At 44.0% G+C, this 20,900-nt stretch carries 18 protein-coding genes, 2 tRNA genes, 1 other RNA gene and 3 pseudogenes; 23 read left to right on the forward strand and 1 reads right to left on the reverse strand.

Translation table 11 applies throughout. From position 1 onward, the window contains the following. Positions 1-83: 83 nt before the first annotated feature. The 5 genes from K7I13_RS01155 (at position 84) to K7I13_RS01175 (ending at position 5,225) form a co-directional block, all read left to right on the forward strand. The gene (locus K7I13_RS01155; RefSeq protein ID WP_255947313.1) at positions 84-704 is read left to right on the forward strand and encodes a MarR family winged helix-turn-helix transcriptional regulator; all 621 of its coding nucleotides are present in this window, start codon (positions 84-86) and stop codon (positions 702-704) included. Further along, on the forward strand, positions 701-919 hold the full coding sequence (locus tag K7I13_RS01160) for a GNAT family N-acetyltransferase (protein WP_255947314.1): 219 nt from the start codon (positions 701-703) through the stop codon (positions 917-919). Before K7I13_RS01155 ends, K7I13_RS01160 begins: the two co-directional genes overlap by 4 nt. Positions 920-1,194: 275 nt before the next feature. Beyond that, complete coding sequence (gene aroH / locus K7I13_RS01165) at positions 1,195-1,563, forward strand: chorismate mutase (RefSeq protein ID WP_255947316.1); 369 nt, start codon at positions 1,195-1,197, stop codon at positions 1,561-1,563. A 14-nt stretch (positions 1,564-1,577) separates the two neighbouring features. Continuing rightward, positions 1,578-3,197 (forward strand): glycogen synthase, encoded by a 1,620-nt coding sequence (locus K7I13_RS01170; protein WP_255947318.1) that lies wholly within the window; start codon positions 1,578-1,580, stop codon positions 3,195-3,197. Between the two features lie 135 nt (positions 3,198-3,332). Beyond that, positions 3,333-5,225 (forward strand): alpha-amylase family glycosyl hydrolase, encoded by a 1,893-nt coding sequence (locus K7I13_RS01175; RefSeq protein WP_255947320.1) that lies wholly within the window; start codon positions 3,333-3,335, stop codon positions 5,223-5,225. 42 nt (positions 5,226-5,267) lie between these two features. Here K7I13_RS01175 and K7I13_RS01180 read toward each other — a convergent pair whose 3' ends face one another. Beyond that, on the reverse strand, positions 5,268-6,149 hold the full coding sequence (locus K7I13_RS01180; protein ID WP_255947322.1) for a VIT1/CCC1 transporter family protein: 882 nt from the start codon (positions 6,147-6,149) through the stop codon (positions 5,268-5,270). A gap of 196 nt (positions 6,150-6,345) precedes the next feature. Between K7I13_RS01180 and K7I13_RS01185 the strand changes: the two genes are divergently transcribed. The 18 genes and pseudogenes from K7I13_RS01185 (at position 6,346) to rodA (ending at position 20,889) form a co-directional block, all read left to right on the forward strand. Then, positions 6,346-6,419: transfer RNA gene (locus tag K7I13_RS01185), tRNA-Thr, on the forward strand. 24 nt (positions 6,420-6,443) lie between these two features. Further along, positions 6,444-6,525, forward strand: a tRNA-Tyr gene (locus tag K7I13_RS01190). 65 nt (positions 6,526-6,590) lie between these two features. After that, on the forward strand, positions 6,591-7,049 hold the full coding sequence (locus K7I13_RS01195; RefSeq protein WP_255947323.1) for a YkgJ family cysteine cluster protein: 459 nt from the start codon (positions 6,591-6,593) through the stop codon (positions 7,047-7,049). Positions 7,050-7,059: 10 nt separating this feature from the next. Beyond that, positions 7,060-8,019, forward strand: a complete 960-nt coding sequence (locus tag K7I13_RS01200; RefSeq protein WP_255947324.1) for an MBL fold metallo-hydrolase — start codon at positions 7,060-7,062, stop codon at positions 8,017-8,019. Then, the gene (locus K7I13_RS01205; RefSeq protein ID WP_255947325.1) at positions 8,016-8,201 is read left to right on the forward strand and encodes a hypothetical protein; all 186 of its coding nucleotides are present in this window, start codon (positions 8,016-8,018) and stop codon (positions 8,199-8,201) included. The genes K7I13_RS01200 and K7I13_RS01205 overlap by 4 nt, the downstream gene beginning before the upstream one ends. Next, positions 8,191-8,811 (forward strand): endolytic transglycosylase MltG, encoded by a 621-nt coding sequence (locus K7I13_RS01210; RefSeq protein ID WP_255947326.1) that lies wholly within the window; start codon positions 8,191-8,193, stop codon positions 8,809-8,811. The genes K7I13_RS01205 and K7I13_RS01210 overlap by 11 nt, the downstream gene beginning before the upstream one ends. Next, the gene (gene mltG / locus K7I13_RS01215; protein ID WP_255947327.1) at positions 8,796-9,218 is read left to right on the forward strand and encodes an endolytic transglycosylase MltG; all 423 of its coding nucleotides are present in this window, start codon (positions 8,796-8,798) and stop codon (positions 9,216-9,218) included. The genes K7I13_RS01210 and mltG overlap by 16 nt, the downstream gene beginning before the upstream one ends. 50 nt (positions 9,219-9,268) lie before the next feature. Continuing rightward, a pseudogene (locus tag K7I13_RS01220) lies at positions 9,269-9,906 on the forward strand (DNA primase); the annotation flags it as partial. A 108-nt stretch (positions 9,907-10,014) separates the two neighbouring features. Further along, the gene (locus tag K7I13_RS01225; protein WP_255949392.1) at positions 10,015-11,013 is read left to right on the forward strand and encodes a toprim domain-containing protein; all 999 of its coding nucleotides are present in this window, start codon (positions 10,015-10,017) and stop codon (positions 11,011-11,013) included. Beyond that, positions 11,010-12,757: pseudogene (gene rpoD / locus K7I13_RS01230) on the forward strand (RNA polymerase sigma factor RpoD). The gene K7I13_RS01225 and the pseudogene rpoD overlap by 4 nt, the downstream one beginning before the upstream one ends. Before the next feature lie 136 nt (positions 12,758-12,893). Then, complete coding sequence (locus K7I13_RS01235) at positions 12,894-13,766, forward strand: zinc ribbon domain-containing protein (RefSeq protein ID WP_255947328.1); 873 nt, start codon at positions 12,894-12,896, stop codon at positions 13,764-13,766. A gap of 2 nt (positions 13,767-13,768) precedes the next feature. Beyond that, positions 13,769-14,181, forward strand: an RNA gene (gene rnpB / locus K7I13_RS01240) — RNase P RNA component class A. 285 nt (positions 14,182-14,466) lie between these two features. Next, positions 14,467-15,297, forward strand: coding sequence for a tetratricopeptide repeat protein (locus K7I13_RS01245; protein ID WP_255947329.1), 831 nt, complete (start codon positions 14,467-14,469; stop codon positions 15,295-15,297). A 35-nt stretch (positions 15,298-15,332) separates the two neighbouring features. After that, positions 15,333-16,367: a rod shape-determining protein gene (locus tag K7I13_RS01250; protein ID WP_255947331.1), complete on the forward strand. Its 1,035-nt coding sequence runs from the start codon at positions 15,333-15,335 to the stop codon at positions 16,365-16,367. Beyond that, positions 16,367-17,230, forward strand: a complete 864-nt coding sequence (gene mreC, locus K7I13_RS01255) for a rod shape-determining protein MreC (RefSeq protein ID WP_255947341.1) — start codon at positions 16,367-16,369, stop codon at positions 17,228-17,230. Before K7I13_RS01250 ends, mreC begins: the two co-directional genes overlap by 1 nt. A gap of 17 nt (positions 17,231-17,247) precedes the next feature. Continuing rightward, on the forward strand, positions 17,248-17,733 hold the full coding sequence (gene mreD, locus K7I13_RS01260) for a rod shape-determining protein MreD (protein WP_255947342.1): 486 nt from the start codon (positions 17,248-17,250) through the stop codon (positions 17,731-17,733). Next, positions 17,733-19,583 (forward strand): penicillin-binding protein 2, encoded by a 1,851-nt coding sequence (gene mrdA, locus K7I13_RS01265; protein ID WP_255947343.1) that lies wholly within the window; start codon positions 17,733-17,735, stop codon positions 19,581-19,583. The genes mreD and mrdA overlap by 1 nt, the downstream gene beginning before the upstream one ends. Next, a pseudogene (gene rodA, locus K7I13_RS01270) lies at positions 19,580-20,889 on the forward strand (rod shape-determining protein RodA). Before mrdA ends, rodA begins: the two are co-directional and overlap by 4 nt. Positions 20,890-20,900: the final 11 nt, after the last annotated feature.

The following is a 20,900-nucleotide window of genomic DNA, read 5'->3' on the forward strand; positions in this document are numbered from 1 at the left end:
TGAATAGAGCGGATACCATAACAGATGTACGGGAGTTCAACAGATTTTATACAAAAATTTTAGGGTTATTGGATAAACATATTTTGGATTCCGGCTATTCTCTTGCGGAAGCCCGGATTATTTTTGAAATCAGCAGAACAGAACATTGCACCGCGAATCAGCTCTGTTCATTATTAGATATGGACAGAAGCTATATGAGCCGCATAATCTCCAAATTGGAAAAACGTGGCCTTATCCTGCGTTCTGCAAGCAACTCTGATGGGCGCAGTATCGAAATCAGGCTATCGGATTCGGGAATTGGCCTGTATCAGCAATTAAGTGAACGTTCGAATGGACAAGTGGAAAAAATGCTGCAAACATTACATGACGCGGATTGCGAAAAAGTGATAGCTGCCATGAATACGGTAAAAAAATATCTGACGATTGCGGCCGCAGATTTACGTATACGCCCTTATGAAGAAGCGGATATTGAATATGTAATTGACAGACAGCTTTCATTATACGAAACCGAACGGCACTTTACGTCAGAAATATGGAAGAAATATATAACACAGGGTGTTTTGTCATTTGTTAATACATTTAGATCTGAAAAAGACTGTATGTTTATATTGGAATGCAATGGTAAACGGGCGGGGTGTGTTGCAATTAAAAATACAAAGAAAAATGCCGCTCAGCTCAGATATTTTTTCTGGAGCCTGAATTGAGAGGTTTGGGCGCGGGACAGCGGCTGCTGGACAAGGCGCTTGGCTTTTGCAGGGAAAAAGGCTATACGCATGTTTTCCTATGGACAGTCAGTATACAGGAAGCCGCAAGGCATTTATATAAAAAAGCCGGATTTAAAATAATAGAAACCAGAAAAAACTCTGATTGGGGTGTACCTGTTTTAGAAGAACGCTGGGATATAGACCTTCAGCAATAATGTCATATTATCTTCAGCTAATCTGCCGCCAGCCGGTAAATAAAAAAGCCGCTGATACGGCGGCTGGTTCCGGTGAAAAGTGAACAATTTCACTCCGCAAACACCTTTGTGGCGGTACTTTGGTAATCAAACTGTGCACCACCCCGGTTATCGCAAGCTTAAAGGGGTGAAACACTCTCTTTAAGCTAATACAGTGAAGTTATCATTTATGAATGACAATATATAAAGATATTATTGACAAATGAATTATGTCCCCCTAAAATAAATACAGAATAATGACTCCAATACATCGCTTATTTGCAGTACGCGGCGCTGTCTGCTGTGAGAACACAAAGAAATCCATTTCTGAACTGGTTCCCGGTTTATACAGGGAAATTATTGAAAAAAATTCAATTCCGGAGCCAGATATTGTATCCGTCCTTTTTTCCGTTACCGGCGATTTAACCGTTCTGAATCCTGCAACAGCCCTGCGGAATGCCGGAATGGCTGCTTCCGTGCCGCTTTTTTGTACAGCCGAACCTGAAATAGAAGGAGCACTTCCCGGAGTAATCAGAATACTCCTTACCTGTTACGCCGAAATCCAGCCGGATCATATCTATATGAACGGAGCAGAAATTCTCCGCCCGGATATTCCGAAAAAATAAATAGGGCCGAGAATATGAGTCAACAAATTGAAAAAATATGGCTGGTTACCCGTGAATATGCGGGAATTGCCGAAGCGGGCGGAGTAAAAAATGTAGCCTGTTCCCTTGCCGAAGGACTGGTATCCCAAAAAGAAAACGTTACCGTGTTTATTCCCCGGTACGGATCAGTAAGTCTTTCAAGCAATCCGCTCTTTTCCGGGGAAGTACGGATTAACGACCGGACATATCCCGTTTCCTTTTCTGAAACCATTCTTCATGGCGTTGATATCATTTTTATTGAATCTCCCATTTTTGCCGAAAAACATGATGTATATGTATATACTGAAGAAGAAGTCGGGGTAATTCCTGGAGCTGTCCGGGGAAAAGGCCATTCCGATGTTCATACAATGAATATGCTGTTTCAAAAAGCAGTTCTTGAATATGCCCGCATAAGAGGTACAGCCCCGGATATTCTGCACGGACAGGACGCGCATACAGCTTTTCTGCCAGCCCTTATACGGACAGAGTCCGGGTATTCAGATATCTTCAGCAAAACAGCTTCCGCCGTTACCATTCACAACGCGGGCCCGGGCTACCGGCAGGAAATAAGCGGAGGGCTTTCCTGCGCCTCATCCATAACCGGTTTTCCTGAATCAATACTCCAAAAAGCCATGCTGAACGGGAACATAGAACCGTTTTTGCTCGCCGCAGAATACGGAACGCTTACCACGGTTTCTCCCTGGTACGCCGATGAACTGACAAGCCGTTCTTTTGATGATATTACCCAGGGATTGTCGGGCGAACTGGAAAGACGGGGAATACGGATTACGGGAATAACAAACGGTATTGATTTTTACCGTTATGATCCTGTTGATATCATTAATTCGCTCCTGCCTGTCCAGTTTAATCCGGAAAGCGGTGATCTGGCAGGGAAATACAAATGCCGGGAACGTTTCCTCTGGGCTCTGGATGCGCTCAGCAGTATTCCAACAATAAAAACGTACGGCAATATGGAATATGATCCCGGAGCGGTTTATTGTGTATATCACGGAAGGCTTGCCTGGCAAAAGGGAATTGATGTCCTCGAACGTTCTGCCAGAATGGTTCTCGATACCCTTGCGGAAAGCAGATTTGTGGTGCTTGGACAGGGGGACCCGGGTCTTGAAGACATGCTCACGCAAACAGCGTCTGAATATCCGGGACGTTTTCTGTTTATGAATGGATATGAACGGTCTCTTGCGAGGCTGGTTGTAGCCGCCGCAGATTTTATAATTCTGCCCAGTCTTTTTGAACCCTGCGGACTTGAAGACTATATCGGCCAGATATATGGGACCCTGCCGATTGCCCATGCGGTCGGCGGGCTGCAGAAAATTCTTGACGGACAGAACGGTTTTTTATACCGGACGCAGTCACCTGAAGAACATCCGTACATACTTGCCGAAACAATCCTGAATGTTTGCCGTCCGGTTGTTAAGGCGGGAGGAGAGGGCTGCGCCGCCTTAACTGAATACCGGAAAATGATCGCCTTCGCTTCTGACTATGTCAGGAGATATTGTAACTGGGACACTATTATTTCAGAAAAGTATATCCCCCTATATAAAGAAATCTACAAAAAAAATGAGGCAAAATCGCCGGAGGTATATATAGCCAAATAATCTGCATTATTTGACTGTTTCCGGTTGTAAGTGTTTTCTGATAAGTGAGGCGATTTCAAAACTAACCGGGTTTTGAAATTGGTTCAAGTATCAGCTAATTCTTTATATAAGAAATGTAACTTAAGGAGTATATTTATGGAAAAATGGCTTGAAAGCGTCTATTCGGATGGGACAAAATATTTTGTAAGCAATCCGCTGCCAAAACGCGGGGAACAAGTTACTATTTTTATCAGGATGTATGAAGATGCGCCGGTAAAGGACGTAATTTTCAGAACAAAATTAAATGGGGTAGAACAGCTCATCTCAATGAAAAAAGCCCGGACGGAAAATGGCCTGGTATATTTTTCGGTAGAAGTCACCCTGTATGAAGATGTTTTGCATTACCAGTTTTATCTGGCAACAGACAAGGCCCTTTATTATTACACCCAATTGCAGATTACTACATATATACCTGACGAAACCTATGATTTTAAAATTCTTGTTGATTACGAACAGCCTGAATGGGTCCGGAGCGCCGTATTTTACCAGATCTTTCCTGATCGCTTTTATAATGGAAATCCGGAAAATGATGTCAAAAACGGGGAATATTCCTTTGACGGGCATAAAACCCAGCATATAGATAACTGGAACGCAGTTCCGGAAAAATATGATAAAGCATTCTGTCTGGATTTTTACGGAGGAGATCTTGAGGGAATAATACAAAAGATTCCTTATTTGAAAAAATTAGGCATTACCGCATTATATCTGAATCCCATATTTTATGCCGCGACTGTCCATAAATATGACTGTCTTGATTATTTTTCGGTTGATCCCCACCTGGGAGGGGATACCGCCTTTGCGGAGCTGACAAAAGCCCTGCATGAAAACGGTATTAGAATCATTCTGGATGTTTCAATAAATCATACAGGTATTGCCAATAAATGGTTTAACCGCGACGGTACTTTTTTTGATAAATCTATCGGCGCCTATAATAATCCTGACGCAAAAGAACGGAACTATTATTTTTTCGGGGACAATAATTCATATAAAGCGTGGTGGGATACAGAGACCCTGCCGACCCTGAATTATACTTCTCCCGAGTTACGGGATATTATTTACGGCTCGGAAGATTCCCTTGTAAAAAAATGGCTCAACCCCCCGTATAATATTGACGGATGGCGGTTTGATGTCGCGGATACCATGGGCCGGAACAATGAAATTCAGCTTCACCATGAAATCTGGCCCGAAATCCGCAAAAGCATAAAAAGCGCAAATACGGAAGCCTATATTCTTGCAGAGGACTGGAGCGACTGCCCTGAATTCCTTCAGGGCGATGAATGGGATTCCCCAATGAATTACTATGGCTGCGCCAGGCCGGTACGGGAATTTCTTGGAGACTGTGATCTTTTTAACCGCCGCCATCCTTCCCTGCGGAACATTCCGTACAAAATGACAGCCCGGGATTTGCATAGCCGCATTATGGAGCATCTTGCCAAGCTTCCGACAGTTATCCAGGAAAACCAGTTCAATCTGCTGGACAGCCATGACGTTCCCAGGCTTCACAACAATCCCGCTGTTCTTTTCAGCGAGTACCGGGGGGCGGTTATCATGCTTTTTACGCTTCCCGGAGGGACCAATGTATACTATGGCGATGAAGCTGAAATAGACGGGCGTTATGAGGATGTGGAAGGATGCCGGTATCCGATGCCCTGGAACAGGGATTTTGAAAAAGGTGATTATTATCACCTGTACGAAAGCCTTGCCCACATTAAAACGGGAAACGAGGCTTTTACAACAGGAGGGTTCAAAATCCTCAGCGACGACAACTATGTTTTTGCCTATGCCCGTTTTACCGCCGAGCAGCTCTGGATTGCCGTATGCTCAACAGATGATGAGGAACGGGAAATCCGGCTTCCAATAAAGGCCTTTGGGAAAACCGGATTCGCGAAAAACCGGGATGTATTCGGAACGGCTATTAACGCAGAACTGAAAGACGGTGCGCTGTTTTTCCGCGCCGCGCCGCACACATCCTATCTGTTTGAAGTATAATATCCGGGCCTGTACAGGGCCCGTGAAGTTGCGGTTCCTATATCAGAGATCAATTCCAAGCAGCCTTTTCGCGATCAGGCCTATCAGAAACGAAATTGCGGCGACGCTCAAACTGATAACAGCCATTTCCGCAAAACGCTTCAAGAATGGAAGGGTCTGGGCAACAGAGATGTAATAATTGAACAGCAGGATTATTAATACTACCACGGCAAGCATGATTGCAAAGGCCGCTACATACAGACTGTTAGGCAGGAGAAGGTAGGGCAAAACCATTAGCGCAACCGTTATCAGATAGGCCATGCCCGTATACAGGCTTGATTTAAAGGCTTTTGCATTTCCGTCCGCACGCTGGGCGAGGTAATTTGATGCCGCCATTGATAAGGTTGCCGAAACACCGGTTATAATAGCGGACAGGGCGACAAGGCGGGTATTAGCCAGGGCAAAAGTCAGTCCCGCTATAGTCCCGGTCAGTTCAACAAGGGCGTCATTCAATCCCAGCACCATGGAGCCGACATAATGCAGCCTCTCTTCATCTACCATGGATAATAGCTGGCTTTCATGTTCCTCTTCATCATTGATAATGGCAATGGCTTCAGGAATTTCCTTTTCAATCTCCCGGAGTTCCTTTATGCCGAAATCTTCTCCCTGTTCAAAAAACTTGATGGTGAATGTATCGCCCAGGATCCGGCTCATGAATTTGAAAAATATAATTTTAACCCGGGACGGCCGGATATCCTGTCCGGTGTAGGTTTTCCATATTTCATAATGGTTTCGTTCTGCGTCGGCAATTTTCAGAAAAGCTTCTTTATTGACGGCGTTCTTTTGCCTTCCGGCAATATATTCATATAAAATACTGCCGGTGATTTCATCGCGCTGAAACCGTACAATCCTTTTTTTCAGCGCAGGGCTTAGCGGTTTTTCCATATGATTCTCTCTTATAATATATAAATTCCGGTCATCTGCCGGGTCTATTAACCATTATCGGTATATTTCTTAAAACAAATGATTTAGCAAGACCGGAAAAGGGACTTTAGTAATAGTCATTTTATTGCCGGCTACTTTTATAAAACTGTACTTGACATTTTTTGGGAAATCCTATAGATTTCCATTCATTCGCAATGCCAACTTAGCTCAGCTGGCCAGAGCACGTGATTTGTAATCTCGGGGTCCAGGGTTCGAATCCCTGAGTTGGCTGTGCTGTTTAACCGGCGTTTTCAGGGGGAGATTCCCGAGCGGTCAAAGGGGGCAGACTGTAAATCTGTTGGCTCAGCCTTCCAAGGTTCGAATCCTTGTCTCCCCAAAAGCCTTCCTTGTCTGGGAAGGCTTTTTTTGTACCGGAACGGCATATCCAGGAGCAAAACCGGAATGAACATACCTTTTTACCATAACGGTCTTCGCTTTGAATGCCAAAGATGTTCTTCATGCTGCAGATTTGAGCCCGGAATTGTAAATCTTTCATCACAGGATTTGGAAAAACTGGTAAAATGGTCTACATTAGATACAGATGCATTTATTTCCGGTTTCTGCAGATGGGTTTTAAAAAATGACGGATATGAATATCTGTGTCTGCAGGAAAAGGAAAATTATGACTGCATACTGTGGGATAACGGATGTATTGCATATGAGTCCCGGCCGTATCAGTGTTCATCCTATCCTTTCTGGATATCCCTGCTGTCTGATGAAGACTGGTGGAATATAAACGCGCAGGACTGTCGGGGAATTAACAGCGGAAAAATATATACCTCTGCTGAAATTGAAAATATGATGCAAAAAAGAAGACAGGAGCCGTATATACGCAGGAAAACTGGCGATACTATAAATTAAAGGTGAAAAAATGCGTGTTCGATTTTGGGGAGTCAGAGGCTCCATACCTACACCCTTATCCTCCGTTCAGATACAAAACCGTATTGCGGCGGTTGTACAGCGCATAACGGCCAGGGATGTTGTCTCTGCGGACAGCAGGGAAAAATTTCTGGCGTCTCTGCCCGAATGGCTTTTCGGAACAGTCGGAGGAAATACAGCCTGTGTTGAAGTGGAAAATGCCAACGGCGACTGTATTATTCTTGACGCGGGGAGCGGGCTGAGGGAACTTGGCGCCGATATTGACCGGCGGGAAGGCTTTGAAAACGGCAAAACCTATCATATCATTTTTTCCCATTTTCACTGGGATCATATCCAGGGACTTCCTTTTTTTAACCAGGCTTACAAGACAAATAACAGAATTATTTTTTACAGCACAAATCCCGATTTCGAGAATATTCTGAGCGCGCAGATGACCCATCCTTACTTCCCGATACCGATGCTCGGACCGGGAGGATTCGGCGCCGCCATGAAATTCATATATCTTGATCCGGATACGACCAAGTTCCGTATCGGCACCAGTGTAGTAGGGTGGTACCGCGTAAATCATCCCGGAGGCTGTACGGCGTACTCGATACAGGAAAAAGGAAAAAAAATAATTTACTGTACTGATACGGAAATCAGCCGTGATAATTTTGAGCAGAATGAAGAGAACAGGTCATTTTTCGGCAACGCCGATATTCTGATTATTGACGCCCAGTATACGGTAAGTGAGGCAAGCAGAAAAAAAGGCTGGGGACATTCGGCCTTTTCCCTGGCCGTGGACTTTGCCTTATTCTGGCAGATAAAAAAGCTTGTTTTTTTCCATCATGAACCCAGGTATTCGGATAAAAAACTGTATACCTTAAAGCAGTCCGCCGAGTGGCACAGAGGCGCTTCCGGAAACAATCTGGAAATAGAAATCGCGCAGGAGGGCCTCGATTTAATAGTATGAACGAAAATAATGCTTTTGCTTACTCCTTTGATACTGATGAAGCAAAGGAACTCCTTCGTGTTCTCAGAAAACAGGAAGAAGTTATTGCCCCGAATCTGGAGTTTTTTTTTGGATGTCTTGAAAACTATATCTACCAGTTAATGACAATAGAAGAGGCAGAAGATTTTTTTAATGAAAAGTAAAGTTGCTGTTGTTCTGTTGAGTATTGTTTTAGTAATCATATTTGGTATTTCGGCCTCGTTTTTTATCCTGAACAGCCCCCTGAGTTCAGTGTCTCCGGATACCGGGCAGGAAAAGCTTTTCAGCATTGCGCGGGGGGCTTCCGTCCGGGCAATTGCCGATGATCTTGCCGCCGAGTCGCTTGTCAGGTCCGCCGACTTTGTATATTACTACGCCCGTATCAAAAATATGACCTTCCAGGCCGGGACCTTCAGTCTGTCGCCAGCCTATTCGGCAATAGAAAACCTTCGCATTCTGAGTGAAGGAAAACAGGTCCTCATCAGAATAACCATACCCGAAGGACTTACACTGGGGAAAACGGCGGTACATCTTGAAAACGCCGGGGTCGTTACGGCTGATGAGTTCATACAGGCCGCATCAAATCCCGAACTGCTCGCGAATCTGGACATTGCAGGAAAAACTGCTGAAGGCTTTCTTTTTCCTGATACCTATTTTTTTCCGTATAACGAAACGGCTGATTCAGTTGTTATACGTATGGTGGAAACTTTTTTCAGAAGCTGTCCAGGATCGAAAATGTTCCCGAAAATCCGAAGGAATTGTATGAGAAGGTAATTCTGGCCAGCATTGTTGAGCGGGAATACCAAATCCGGGAAGAAGCGCCTCTTATTGCGAGCGTATTTGCCAACCGGCTTAAAATAGGGATGGGCCTGCAATCCTGTGCCACAATTGAATATATTATAACGGAAATCCAGGGACTCCCTCATCCGGTACGCCTCTATGACCGTGATCTGGAAATCAGGAGTGATTATAATACGTATCTATGGGCAGGATTACCGCCTTCACCCATTTCCAATCCCGGACTTATTGCCCTGAACGCGGCCTTTAATCCGGCAAAAACAAATTATCTGTATTTCCGGCTTACCGACTCAGAATCCGGCGCCCATACCTTTACCCGTTCCCTTGATGAGCATGTTTCCGCAGGACGGAATCTCACGGTCAAAAGGGCAGCCGGAAATTAATGAAACGAATCAGCAGCGCCACAATTGATGAAATAAACAAACGGGTAAACATGGTGGAAATTGTCGGCGAATATACCCGCCTTGAACAGCGGGGCAGTAACTGGTGGGGCTGCTGTCCCTTTCACAATGAAAAAACCCCGTCTTTTAACATAACACCCGAAAGCAATCTGTTTTATTGTTTTGGCTGCGGTCAGAGCGGCAGTGTTATAACATTTATCATGGAAATGGAAAAACTGTCTTTTGTCGAAGCGGTTGAAACACTTGCCAGAAAAACCGGGGTTGAAGTCATATACGAAGGAACACCGGACGGAACTGAAACCCCGAGAGATAATACCAGAGAACTGCTTATGGAACTGTACAGCAGGGTTGCCGGGAGTTTCCATTATATTCTTGACAAAACGCCCCAGGGAGAAAAGGCCCGCCGTTATCTTGAATCACGCAAAGTTGCGCCCGAAATAATCGAGAAATTCCAGTTGGGTTTTGCTCCTGAAGACAGGCGCTGGCTTTTTCAGTTTCTGAAAAAAAAGGATATTCTCCCGAATTTCTTGTAAAATCGGGACTGTTTTCACGGAAAAATCCCGAAAGCGCTTTTTTTTCAAACCGGCTGATATTTCCGATACGGGACCGGCGGGGCCAGACTGTAGCATTCGGCGGCCGGATTCTGGAAGGGGACGGACCGAAATACCTGAATTCGGGCGATTTACCCCAATTCAAAAAAGGCGAAACGCTTTTTGCCTTTGATCTTGCGCTTCCGGAAATACGCACGACAAAATCGGTTATTTTCTGCGAAGGATATATGGATGTACTCGCCTGGCACCAGGCAGGAATAACCAACGCGGTTGCCCCTCTGGGTACCGCTTTTACCGGCGAACAGGCAAAACTGGTCCGATCCTTTGCCGAAACCGTCTACTTGTCATTTGACTCGGATGAGGCCGGAAACAAGGCGACCTTCAAGGCAATTCTTCTGTGCCGTTCGTTTTCCTTTGATGTCCGCATAATAAGCATAAAAAACGGCAAAGACCCTGCGGATATTTTACAAAATGAGGGCCCGGAAGCATTGAAAAAACTTCTTAAAATGTCTATATTGGATATTGATTACCTTATTGAAAATGCGGAAAAACGTTTTGATATAGGTAATCCTGAAGGAAAAACCAGAGCCTCAGCCTTATTATTTCCATATATTGAGGTACTGGAATCTGATATTCAAAGGGAGTCAACAATACACAGGCTTTCCACCGCGTTTGGAATAAGTGAAAAGGCGCTGCTGTCCGATTATAATAACAGAAAGCAGCCGCAATCCGTAAGATCCCAAAACGGAAAAGAAACATCCTCTCGTGCGGAAAGCCAGCAAATTAGAAGAAATGCGGAATTGCGGGCGGTTCTGGCCGTTGCGGCCAACCAGTCGTTTTTCCCGCTAATGCGCGCAAGCCTGTCTTCCGATGATTTTGAAACACCTGTTGCAAAAGAACTTTTTATCGCATTGGAAGAATGTTACCGTACTGATTCGGTAAGTTATGACAATCTTCTTGCCCGGTGTGAGGGTGAAAATCTCCGGAAATTGATTACCGAAACGGTTACAAACGGAGAATTTGCCGAAAATACACAAAAAATTATAGAGGACAGCATATTATTGATCAGACGGAACAATCTGGAAAAGAAAAAAAACAGGCTTGTAGCCCGGATGAATCTGTTTTCAGGTACTACTATGGATGATATGACTTCTCTCAGGGAAATGATGACTGAAAAACAGTCTATCGATGAAGAATTAACAAAAATGAAGGACACGAACGAATGACGGATCTTGAGCTCGATCCAGCTGTTATTAAATTGTTTGAGTATGCAAAAGAAAAAAAGTCCTGAGTTGGGATGAATTGAATGATCTGCTTCCCGAATCAATTTTGAATTCGGAAAAAATGGATCAGATTCTTGTACTTCTTGAACAAAAGAAAATTCAGCTTCTGGAAGAAGACGCTTCCGGTGAAGATGAAACAAGGGATCAGGATAAAAAGAATAACGAACCTGACCGGAAACGGCTGGTTTACAACAATGAAAAAGACGCCTCAATCGATGACCCCATAAGGCTTTATCTCCGTGAAATAGGGAAAGAAAATCTGCTTTCTGCGGAACAGGAAGTAGAACTTTCCAAAAAAATGGAGAAGGGTGAGAATATTATCAAGAATGTCATAAAAAATTCAGGGATGATTATTCCTGAATTTTACGGCATAGCGCAAAAGGCCTTTTCAAAAATCGATCCCCATGAAAGCAACAAACCCCGGAAAGAATTGAATGAAGAAATGGCTGAAAAACGCCGGTTAAAACAATTATACGGAGAAAGCCTGAAAGCGGTGCTTCCGGACATCAAACAGTATATGCTTCTGAAAAAACGCCTGTATGAGCGCGACCAGACGGCAAGTGTATATGATGATCCCGAGCTGCTTGAACTGCGTGAGCGTATTCTCCCTATTTTACAGGAAACAGATATTCAGTCCGAAGAAATTGACAGGTTTTCGGAAAAATTTATAGAAGCGACCCGTAAAATAAAGGAATACCGGCGGCGGCAGGAAAAAAAGGAAAAGGAACTGCGCATTTCAGATTACGGGGAACTCCGCAATCTGGGAAAACGGATAGCGATTCCGCGTGAACGGACAAAACTTGAGCAGGAACTCGGAATTACCGCCAACGAAATAAAGGAAATTTATACCCAGATCCAGGTCATAAACCGCAAGCTGAGAAAGCTTGAGTATGATTTTGAAAACACGGTTGAAGAAATCATGTCCATGACCCGTGAAATACACTACGGCCGCGTAACTATGAAAAATGCCAAGGACCGCCTCATTAACGCTAACCTCAGGCTGGTTGTTTCAATTGCAAAAAAATATACAAACCGCGGCCTTCATTTTTTTGACCTCGTCCAGGAAGGCAATATAGGTCTTATCAAGGCCGTTGAAAAATTCGAATACCGCAAGGGATACAAGTTTTCGACTTACGCTACCTGGTGGATCAGGCAGGCGATAACCCGTTCAATTTCGGACCAGGCAAGGACAATCCGTGTACCTGTCCATATGATTGAACAGATAAACAAGGTTGTGCGGGAATCACGGCAGCTTATGCAGCGTCTCGGAAGGGAGCCTACCGATGAAGAAATAGCCGAACAGCTTGGCTGGAATGTCAGCAGGGTAAAACAGGTAAAGAATGTTGCGCGGGAGCCCATTTCACTTGAAACGCCCATTGGTGAAGAAGAAGATTCCCTTCTCGGCGATTTTATTGAAGATAAGGATGTGGAAAATCCGGCCAATCAGACGGCCTTTATGCTTTTGCAGGAACAGCTCCGGTCCGTACTTTCAACATTGCCTCCGAGGGAACAGGAAGTATTAAAAATGAGGTTCGGTCTTGATGACGGCTATTCCCTTACCCTCGAAGAAGTGGGACTGTATTTTAATGTTACCCGTGAACGTATACGCCAAATCGAGGCAAAGGCATTAAGAAGACTGCGCCATCCGCGGAGAAGCCGTAAACTTAAGGATTATCTTGACAACTGAGTCAATTTCAAAACTCGGTTAGTTTTGAAATTGACTCTCTCGAAAGTGTGTTAAACACATTTTCTACATTACATATAGAGTAGCGATTTCAAAATCTGCCATTTTGAAATCGCCTCAACTGATTAAGGAAATAAATATGGGAGAAACACACATGGTAATGACAGAGGTTCTGGAAAAACTGAAGACGCTGCAGGATATTCTTGCACAAAAGAATAAGGTCGAAACAGCTATTAATGATGCCCCTAAACTTCTTTCAACGCAGGAAGAACTTCTGGCCCGCCTTAAGAAAGGCTATATTGAGAAAAACGAATTGTATGAAAAAACCCGGCACAATCTTACAACACTGAAAATGGAATTATTTGATGCCGAGGGCGCCCGCGAAAAGGCCGAAAAGGCAATGGATACTATTACCACTCAAAGAGAATATGAAGCCCTTGATAAGGAAATCCGCGAAGCGGGCGAACGTGAACAGACCGTACGCAAGGAAATCCAGAAAGAAGACAGAACTTTCCAGGAATTAAAGGAAGATCTGAAAAGAGAAGAAGCACTCATTGCACAGCAGGAAGAAGAACTGAATGAAAGAAAGGTCAAATTATCCGAAGAAATTGAAGCAATGAACAAGGAATTAAACGATTTGAAAGAGGCTGAAGAGGCGGTTTCTCCGGGTCTTAATCCTGAAACCAAATTCAAGCTTGAACGTATTATCAAGAGTAAACAGGGAATCGGTATCGTAGCGATCCATGGGAATGTATGTACCGGCTGCCATATGATCCTTCCGGCGCAATTCGCCAATGAAGTCAGGGTAGGCGACAAGATTGTTTATTGTCCCTATTGCAGCCGCATTCTGTTCTATCTTGAATCCGCCGATGGTGAAGATGTATTCTTTAATGAAGAGGACGCCGGAAGCCTTGCAGATCTCGATGATTTTATGGATGATGAAGAAGGCGACGGGGAAGACGCTGACGATGACAGCGACCTTGATGATGATAAAATGGATTATGAAGATTAATGGCAGAGAGCAGTGGAAACCGCTGATAGTCTGATGGCTGTCAGAGGAAAGTCCGGGCTCCTTCGGAAATGATGCCGGCTAACGGCCGGGCGGCGGTTTCATAAGGGACCGCCGACAGACAGTGCCACAGAAAAAATACCGCCGGTTTTTTGCCGGTAAGGGTGAAAAGGCGGGGTAAGAGCCCACCACGCATCCGGTAACGGAAGCGGTATGGCAAACCTCATCAGGAGCAAGGTCAAGCAGTAAAAGGGTTTTCCGACCCATGGGTTTTCCGTTTTACGGAAAACCCGATTTTACGGGTTGACTGCAAAAAATATCTGGCAACAGATATTCTGAAGATAGATGGTTTCCGGCTGTGCTGTTCCTGACGGAATCAGCGCGGCATACAGAATCCGGCTTATTGCTCTCTGCTTTTTTTATTCGAGGCGAGGGTTTAATACCCTCAGACCGCAGGTCTGCCCTGATCAGCGGCGGCTTTTAAAAAAAACTAAAAAATGTTAGTTTTTGCAGGTTCCATGGTATTAAACCCGAGACTGATTCCTCGGGAGAGAAAAATATTCTGCTGTCCTGCGGCGGAGTATTTTATTGTGAGGTTGTAAATATATTTTATGAAAAAAAATACCTTCTTACTTCACGGCATTCGATTTTTAATTTAGGAATACTTTTCCTTATACTGGGTATCCTGATTGTAACTATTGTTTTGATAGGTGTTTTTTATTTCAGAAGCAGCAGGGCTTCACTTCCGTCAATTTCATCCGTGTATGCAGACTGGAATAATCAGGATTATGAATCCGTATATAAAAATACCTCGCTGATTCTTAATAAACGTCCTCTGGACGGGGAAGCCCTTGCTCTGAATGGTTTCGCGGCATATTATATGTATGTCGGGCAGACAGAGCCTTCGGCAGCGTATATGTATCTTGATTCGTCAATAACCAATTTGAGGAAGGCCTGGTATCGGGTATCCGATACGGAAAAACCTCAGATTTCATATATTCTGGGAAAAGCATATTATCATCGGGGCCATTATTATTCCGATCTCGCCATGAAATACCTTGACTATGCTGACAGCGCCGGTCTCCAATATGATGATTTGCAGGAATTCCGCGGTCTCGCTGCTGCCCAGCTTGGCGAGTATGAGATTGCGATTGACGCTTTCACCGAGGCCCTTGCGAAAAAACCTTCAGATTTACTGCTGTATACTATAGCCCAGAATTATAATAATATAGGTGATATTGAAAAATCAAAACAGTATTTACTGGAAACAATCAGAACAACAAACGATGAGGTGCTTCAGCTCAAATGCAGATACATGCTGGGGGAAATTCTTTTTTTCGAGGGCGACATTGAAGATGCGAAAAAAGAATTCGACTTAATTCTCGAAAAAGATGAGAATTCTGCTGACGCGCATTATGGTCTTGGTGTAATATATGAAAATCAGGGGGATCTGGTCCGCGCACGCGCAGAGTGGCGCCGCGCCATCAGATTAAATCCGGTTCATCCCGGCGCCCGTCAGAAACTTAATTTATAAGTTTGCTTATAGATATTGTAAAGGAGCTTCCGGATATGGGGTTTTTTAAAAGTCTTTCGGCTGATATTGGCATTGATTTGGGTACATGCAATACGCTTATTTATATTCACGGAAGGGGCATTGTTGTAAATGAACCTTCGGTTGTAGCTGTTGAACGCGGGACTAAAAGGGTTGTAGCTGTTGGCGCGGAAGCCAAGAGAATGTTGTGGAAAACACCCGGCAATATTATCGCCATTCGTCCGCTCAAAGACGGCGTTATTGCAGATATGGATACAACGGAAAAAATGATCCGTTATTTTGTTTCCAAGATCATGCCCAGGCATGGTCTGATAAAACCCCGTATGGTAATCGGAATCCCAAGCTGCATAACTGATGTTGAGAACCGCGCCGTTAAGGAAAGCGCTTATAAGGCGGGAGCACGTGAGGTCCATGTAATAGAGGAATCATTAGCGGCGGCAATTGGCGCTCAGATACCCATACATGAGCCTGCGGGACATATGATTTGTGATATAGGAGGCGGGACCACGGAAGTTTCGGTTATATCACTTGGCGGTATGGTTGTTACAAATGCGATCCGCCTCGGCGGGGATGAATTCGATCAGGCGATTATTAAGCATGTCCGGTCAGTCCATAATCTGATAATAGGAGAGCAGACTGCGGAACGTCTCAAAGTTGAAATCGGAAATGCCGCTCCAGAAAAACATATAGAAAAAGTTGAAATAAAGGGAACAGACGCCATAACAGGACTTCCCAGAAGACTTGAAATAGATTCTGTTGAAGTACGTGAAGCGCTTAAAGATCCGATAACCCAGATTGTGGAAGAAATAAAGCGGACGCTTGCCCAGACCCCGCCCGAACTCGCGGCGGACATTGTGGAACGCGGTATTGTTATGACGGGCGGAGGCGCCCTGCTGAAAGGTCTTCCGAAACTCATTTCGAAAGAAACCGGTGTTCCGGTTATTCTTGCAGAAAAGCCCATGGATTGTGTTGCAATCGGCGCAGGACAGTTCTACGACATATTCAAGGATATGTCGATAGACCGAAGTATTTATGATAGTCTGAATAACTAATGCAGCGGAAACGGAAATCTTTCAGGTTTAATCAGGATTTTTTTCTTCTTGCAATTTATCTCCTGGTATCAGGGATTCTTCTTGCGTTTACGAGCGGCGGTTTTGTTGTCAATTTCAAACAAATAGGTTTTTCTCTTATGTCCGGCGTACAAAAGGGTGTATATTCTGTTACTTCTTTTTTTACCGGGACTGTTTCGGCCATTAAGGAATTATCCGAGCTGAAAACAAAATATAACGAACTTATCGTACGGCTTGAAGATTATGAATTGCTGCAGCGTTCAAATGCCGATATCCGCGCGGAAAATGAAAAACTGAAAGAACTGCTTGGGTTTTCCGATTCTTTGCCGCAAAAAAATATTCCCGCAGAAATTATCGGACGCGATCCGAATAATCTGTATTCAGGTATTACTATAAACCGCGGATCAAGACACGGCATAAGGAAAAATATGCCTGTGGTTTCTTTCCAGGGAAGCAATACCGGGCTTGTCGGAAAAGTTGTGCAGGTGGGAAGAAGTACCAGTCTGATAATGCCCATATATGATTATCAAAGCTATGTTTCGACCAGACTGGAGACAAGCCGGTTCGATGGCTTGATAAACGGACAGGGAAATCCCGATGCGACATTAATCATGAAATATGTAAAAAAACGGGCAAGAGAAGAAATGGTTATCGGTGAAATGGTGCTTACTTCCGGTGAAAATAACAATTTCCCCAAGGATATTCCTGTCGGTTTTGTTTCCGGAATACGCGGCATTGATTATGAAACTTCTCTTGAACTGGATATAGAACCAATAATTGATTTTTCACGGCTTGAAAATGTGTTTGTTCTTGATATGAATGTTTCTCAGTCGGAGGATGATTAAATGGGAAGGGTCGTGTTATGGACAAGCATTACTGTTTTCTTTTTTCGCTGTTTGAGGCTGCCATCCTTTCCAATCTGGCGTTTCTTCCCGTAATACCTGATCTTGTTCTTCTGGTTATTGTGTATGTTTCTTTTCATAACTCGGCCGCAATAGGAAGCACTACCGGCTTTATTTCAGGACTGATGCTCGATTTTCTTTCCGCGTCGCCGCTTGGCCTGAATGCAATGACCAAAACAATAACCGGTTTTATTTCTGGGAAATTTGCGGGATCGTTCAATATTGACCGTATTTTCCTGCCGTTTTTACTGGGCGCAGGCGCTACATTTTTAAAGATGGTTCTGACATGGATTCTCTCGCTGTTTTTCGGATCTGATATTCTGCTATACCGTCTGAACGGATTTGTGTTCTGGATCGAAATGCTGGAAAATGCAATCTGCGCTCCTATTATATTTGCTATTTTGGGTCTGTTTCCGTCATTATTTATCTCCGGAGAAAAAAGCTGATGACCGGAAATGATCAGCGTTCCCTGAGAATAAAAATACTGGCGGTATTACTTTTTTCGGTAATTGTGATATACGGATTTAAACTGTTTTCAATGCAGATACTACAGGGCGATGTATACCGCAAACAGTCCCAGACAATTTCGCAGCGCTCAAAAAAAATATCGGCCCAGCGGGGCGAGATTTTTGACCGCAATGGAACCGTTCCCATGGTTCTTAATATTGATTCTTTCGCGGTAGATGTTATCCCCGGAGAAATTCCTTCCGAGCAATTTTCAACCGTTGTTTCAAGACTTGCCGGGTTTCTTGATATGACTGTTACAGCTATAGAAAGAAAAATCCCCGCGTCCATACGGCGTTCTTTTCAGACAGTTGAATTAAAAGCGAATATTCCCTACAGCGTTATAACCAATATAGCAGAAAATATTGACGAGCTTCCCGGAGTTTCATGGCATTCCAAGCCGATCAGAAGCTATGTGGAAACCGGTTCTTTTTCCCATATTCTCGGTTATGTGGGTGATATTACAAGGGAAGAATTAAAACTGTTTTACAATAAGGGTTATACTACCAATAGTATAATCGGTAAGGCGGGCATTGAAAAACAATATGATGAAACGCTCCGGGGTGTTGACGGTTTTGAATACCGGACTGTCGATGTTAAGGGACGGTACATTGAAAACAGTGTATCCATTATGCCGCCCGAAATGGGCAAGAACCTTGTACTTACAATTGACAGAAAAATCCAGATTCTGGCGGAAGATGCGCTTGGCGCGCGTATCGGATCAGCGATAGTCCTGAAACCAGCGACAGGTGAAATACTCGGCATGGTTTCCTATCCCTATTTTGATCCGAATCTTTTCGGCCAGGAAAATTTTGCTGAAGAATATCAGCGTCTTTTGAATGATAAGGACAATCCTTTATTAAACCGGGTTGTTAACGCAAGTTATCCTCCGGCGTCAACATTTAAAATAATTATGTCAACAGCATTAATTGAAGAAAATGCCATACCTCTTGACAGAAAAATTGACTGTCCCGGACAGATAGAATACGGCGACCGTATTTTCCGCTGTCATATCCGCCGGCCCGGACACGGACCGCTTGATATGAAACATGCGCTCGCCCAATCCTGTGACATTTATTACTGGGTAACAGGGAGGGATAATCTCGGCGTCGAAAGGATCGCTTCATATGCGAGGGAATTCGGTTTTGGCCAGTCTGCGGAAATCGATCTTCCCAGCCAGACAGCGGGCTTTGTGCCGACACCTCAATGGAAAGAGCGGCGGTTTCATGAAAAATGGCTTGGCGGCGATACTATGAACATGTCAATAGGGCAGGGGTATATGTTAGCCTCGCCGCTGCAGGTTGCCAATTCCGTTGCGATGATTGTCAACGGTGGTACCATTTACCGGCCATATCTATTAAAAGAAGTCCGCGATCCGGTTTCCAATGCGGTTATTTCAGTTACAAAAAAAGAAGCTCTCTTTACCAGCAGAATATCTCCCGATTCCTTTGCCAGGGTCAGGGAAGATATGCGGTTTGTTATTACTGACGGATCTTCACAGTTTCCCATGCGGAACAGGCGGGTGGCTATAGCAGGAAAAACAGGTACAGCAGAGGTCGGCTATGCTGACAGATGGCATTCATGGATGGCTGCCTATGGTCCTTATGATGCACCTGTCGAAGACATGATTGTTGTCGTTGTAATGGTTGAGGCAAGTAATCCCTGGGAATGGTGGGCTCCCTATGCAACAAATATCATTTTTCAGGGGATTTTTGCAGACCAGACCTATGAAGAAGCTGTTGCGGAACTTGGTTTAAACCAAATAGCGACCCCTAGAGGCAGGCAGGAATGAAGTTCAGAAATATTACTTATTTTGATTATATGCTTTTCTTATCGGTTATCTGTTTAACCGTAATCGGTATTTTATTCATTTATTCTTCAGGAATAAATTCTGACGGGGTTTCCGTATCAAATGAGTATATAAAACAGATAGTATGGGGAATAACAGGCGTTGCGCTTCTTATTGTTATAACAATGCTGGATTACCGCAGATTTGCGGACAGAATGTTTTTTCTGTATATCGGGATTATTGCAGTTCTCGTATATACCCTTATTTTCGGCAGGTATGTCAATGGTGCAAAAAGCTGGATAGGTATCGGTGAGCTTGGTATTCAGCCGTCGGAATTTTCAAAACTCTTTTTATTTTATTTCTTGCCCACTATCTGAATAAATCGGCTCAGACGGAGTCACAGCTTGCACGGTTTGTAAAATCGGGGATAATTATGGGTATTCCGATGCTGCTAATTCTGGCCCAGCCTGATCTCGGTACGGCCTCCGTGTATATACCCATTTTTCTCGCCATGTGTTTTATCGGCGGGATTCCGCTGCGGTATCTCGGAATGGTTCTTTTTGGCGGATTGCTGGCTATTATTTTTACTGTTTTGCCTTTATGGGAAACAAATATATATCAGCAGTCTGTTCCATTTGTACGAATCCTGACTGAAACAAGATTCTTTCTGATTACTCTTATTGTTTTATCATCAATTGCCATTCTGTCGCTTATCGGGTGGATGGTTTTTAAAGTAAAGTATTACTACTGGATCGTATATGTAACGGGAATTCTGATAGTTTCGCTTTTGGCCTCAAAGGGGGCCGGGCATGTAATGAAAGATTACCAGATTATGCGCCTCATCGTATTCCTTGATCCGAATGTGGATCCTCTCGGATCGGGGTGGAATATAATTCAGTCCATTACCGCAATCGGTTCAGGCGGGCTTTGGGGAATGGGCTTTTTAAAAGGGACCCAGAGTCATTACCGGTTTCTTCCCCAGCAGAGTACAGACTTTATTTTCAGTATACTTTCTGAAGAATGGGGATTTATCGGAGGTATGGTAGTTTTTCTTCTTTATGCTATTATTTTTGCCCGTTGTATTGTAATAATAAAAAAGACTTCGGATAATTTCGGATCATTGATAGCGACCGGAATTGTCGCAATGTTTTTCTTTCATTTTATGGTGAATATAGGAATGGTTATGGGTATGATGCCTATCACCGGTATACCGCTGCTATTCCTTTCATACGGAGGATCTTCTCTCTGGACAGCAGCTCTTGCAATCGGACTGTTAATGAGCATAAATATTCGGCGGCTGGAAACCTGAAATCTGAACTA

It is taken from the genome of Brucepastera parasyntrophica (assembly GCF_022376835.1).
In the GTDB taxonomy this organism is placed as follows: domain Bacteria; phylum Spirochaetota; class Spirochaetia; order Treponematales; family Treponemataceae; genus Brucepastera; species Brucepastera parasyntrophica.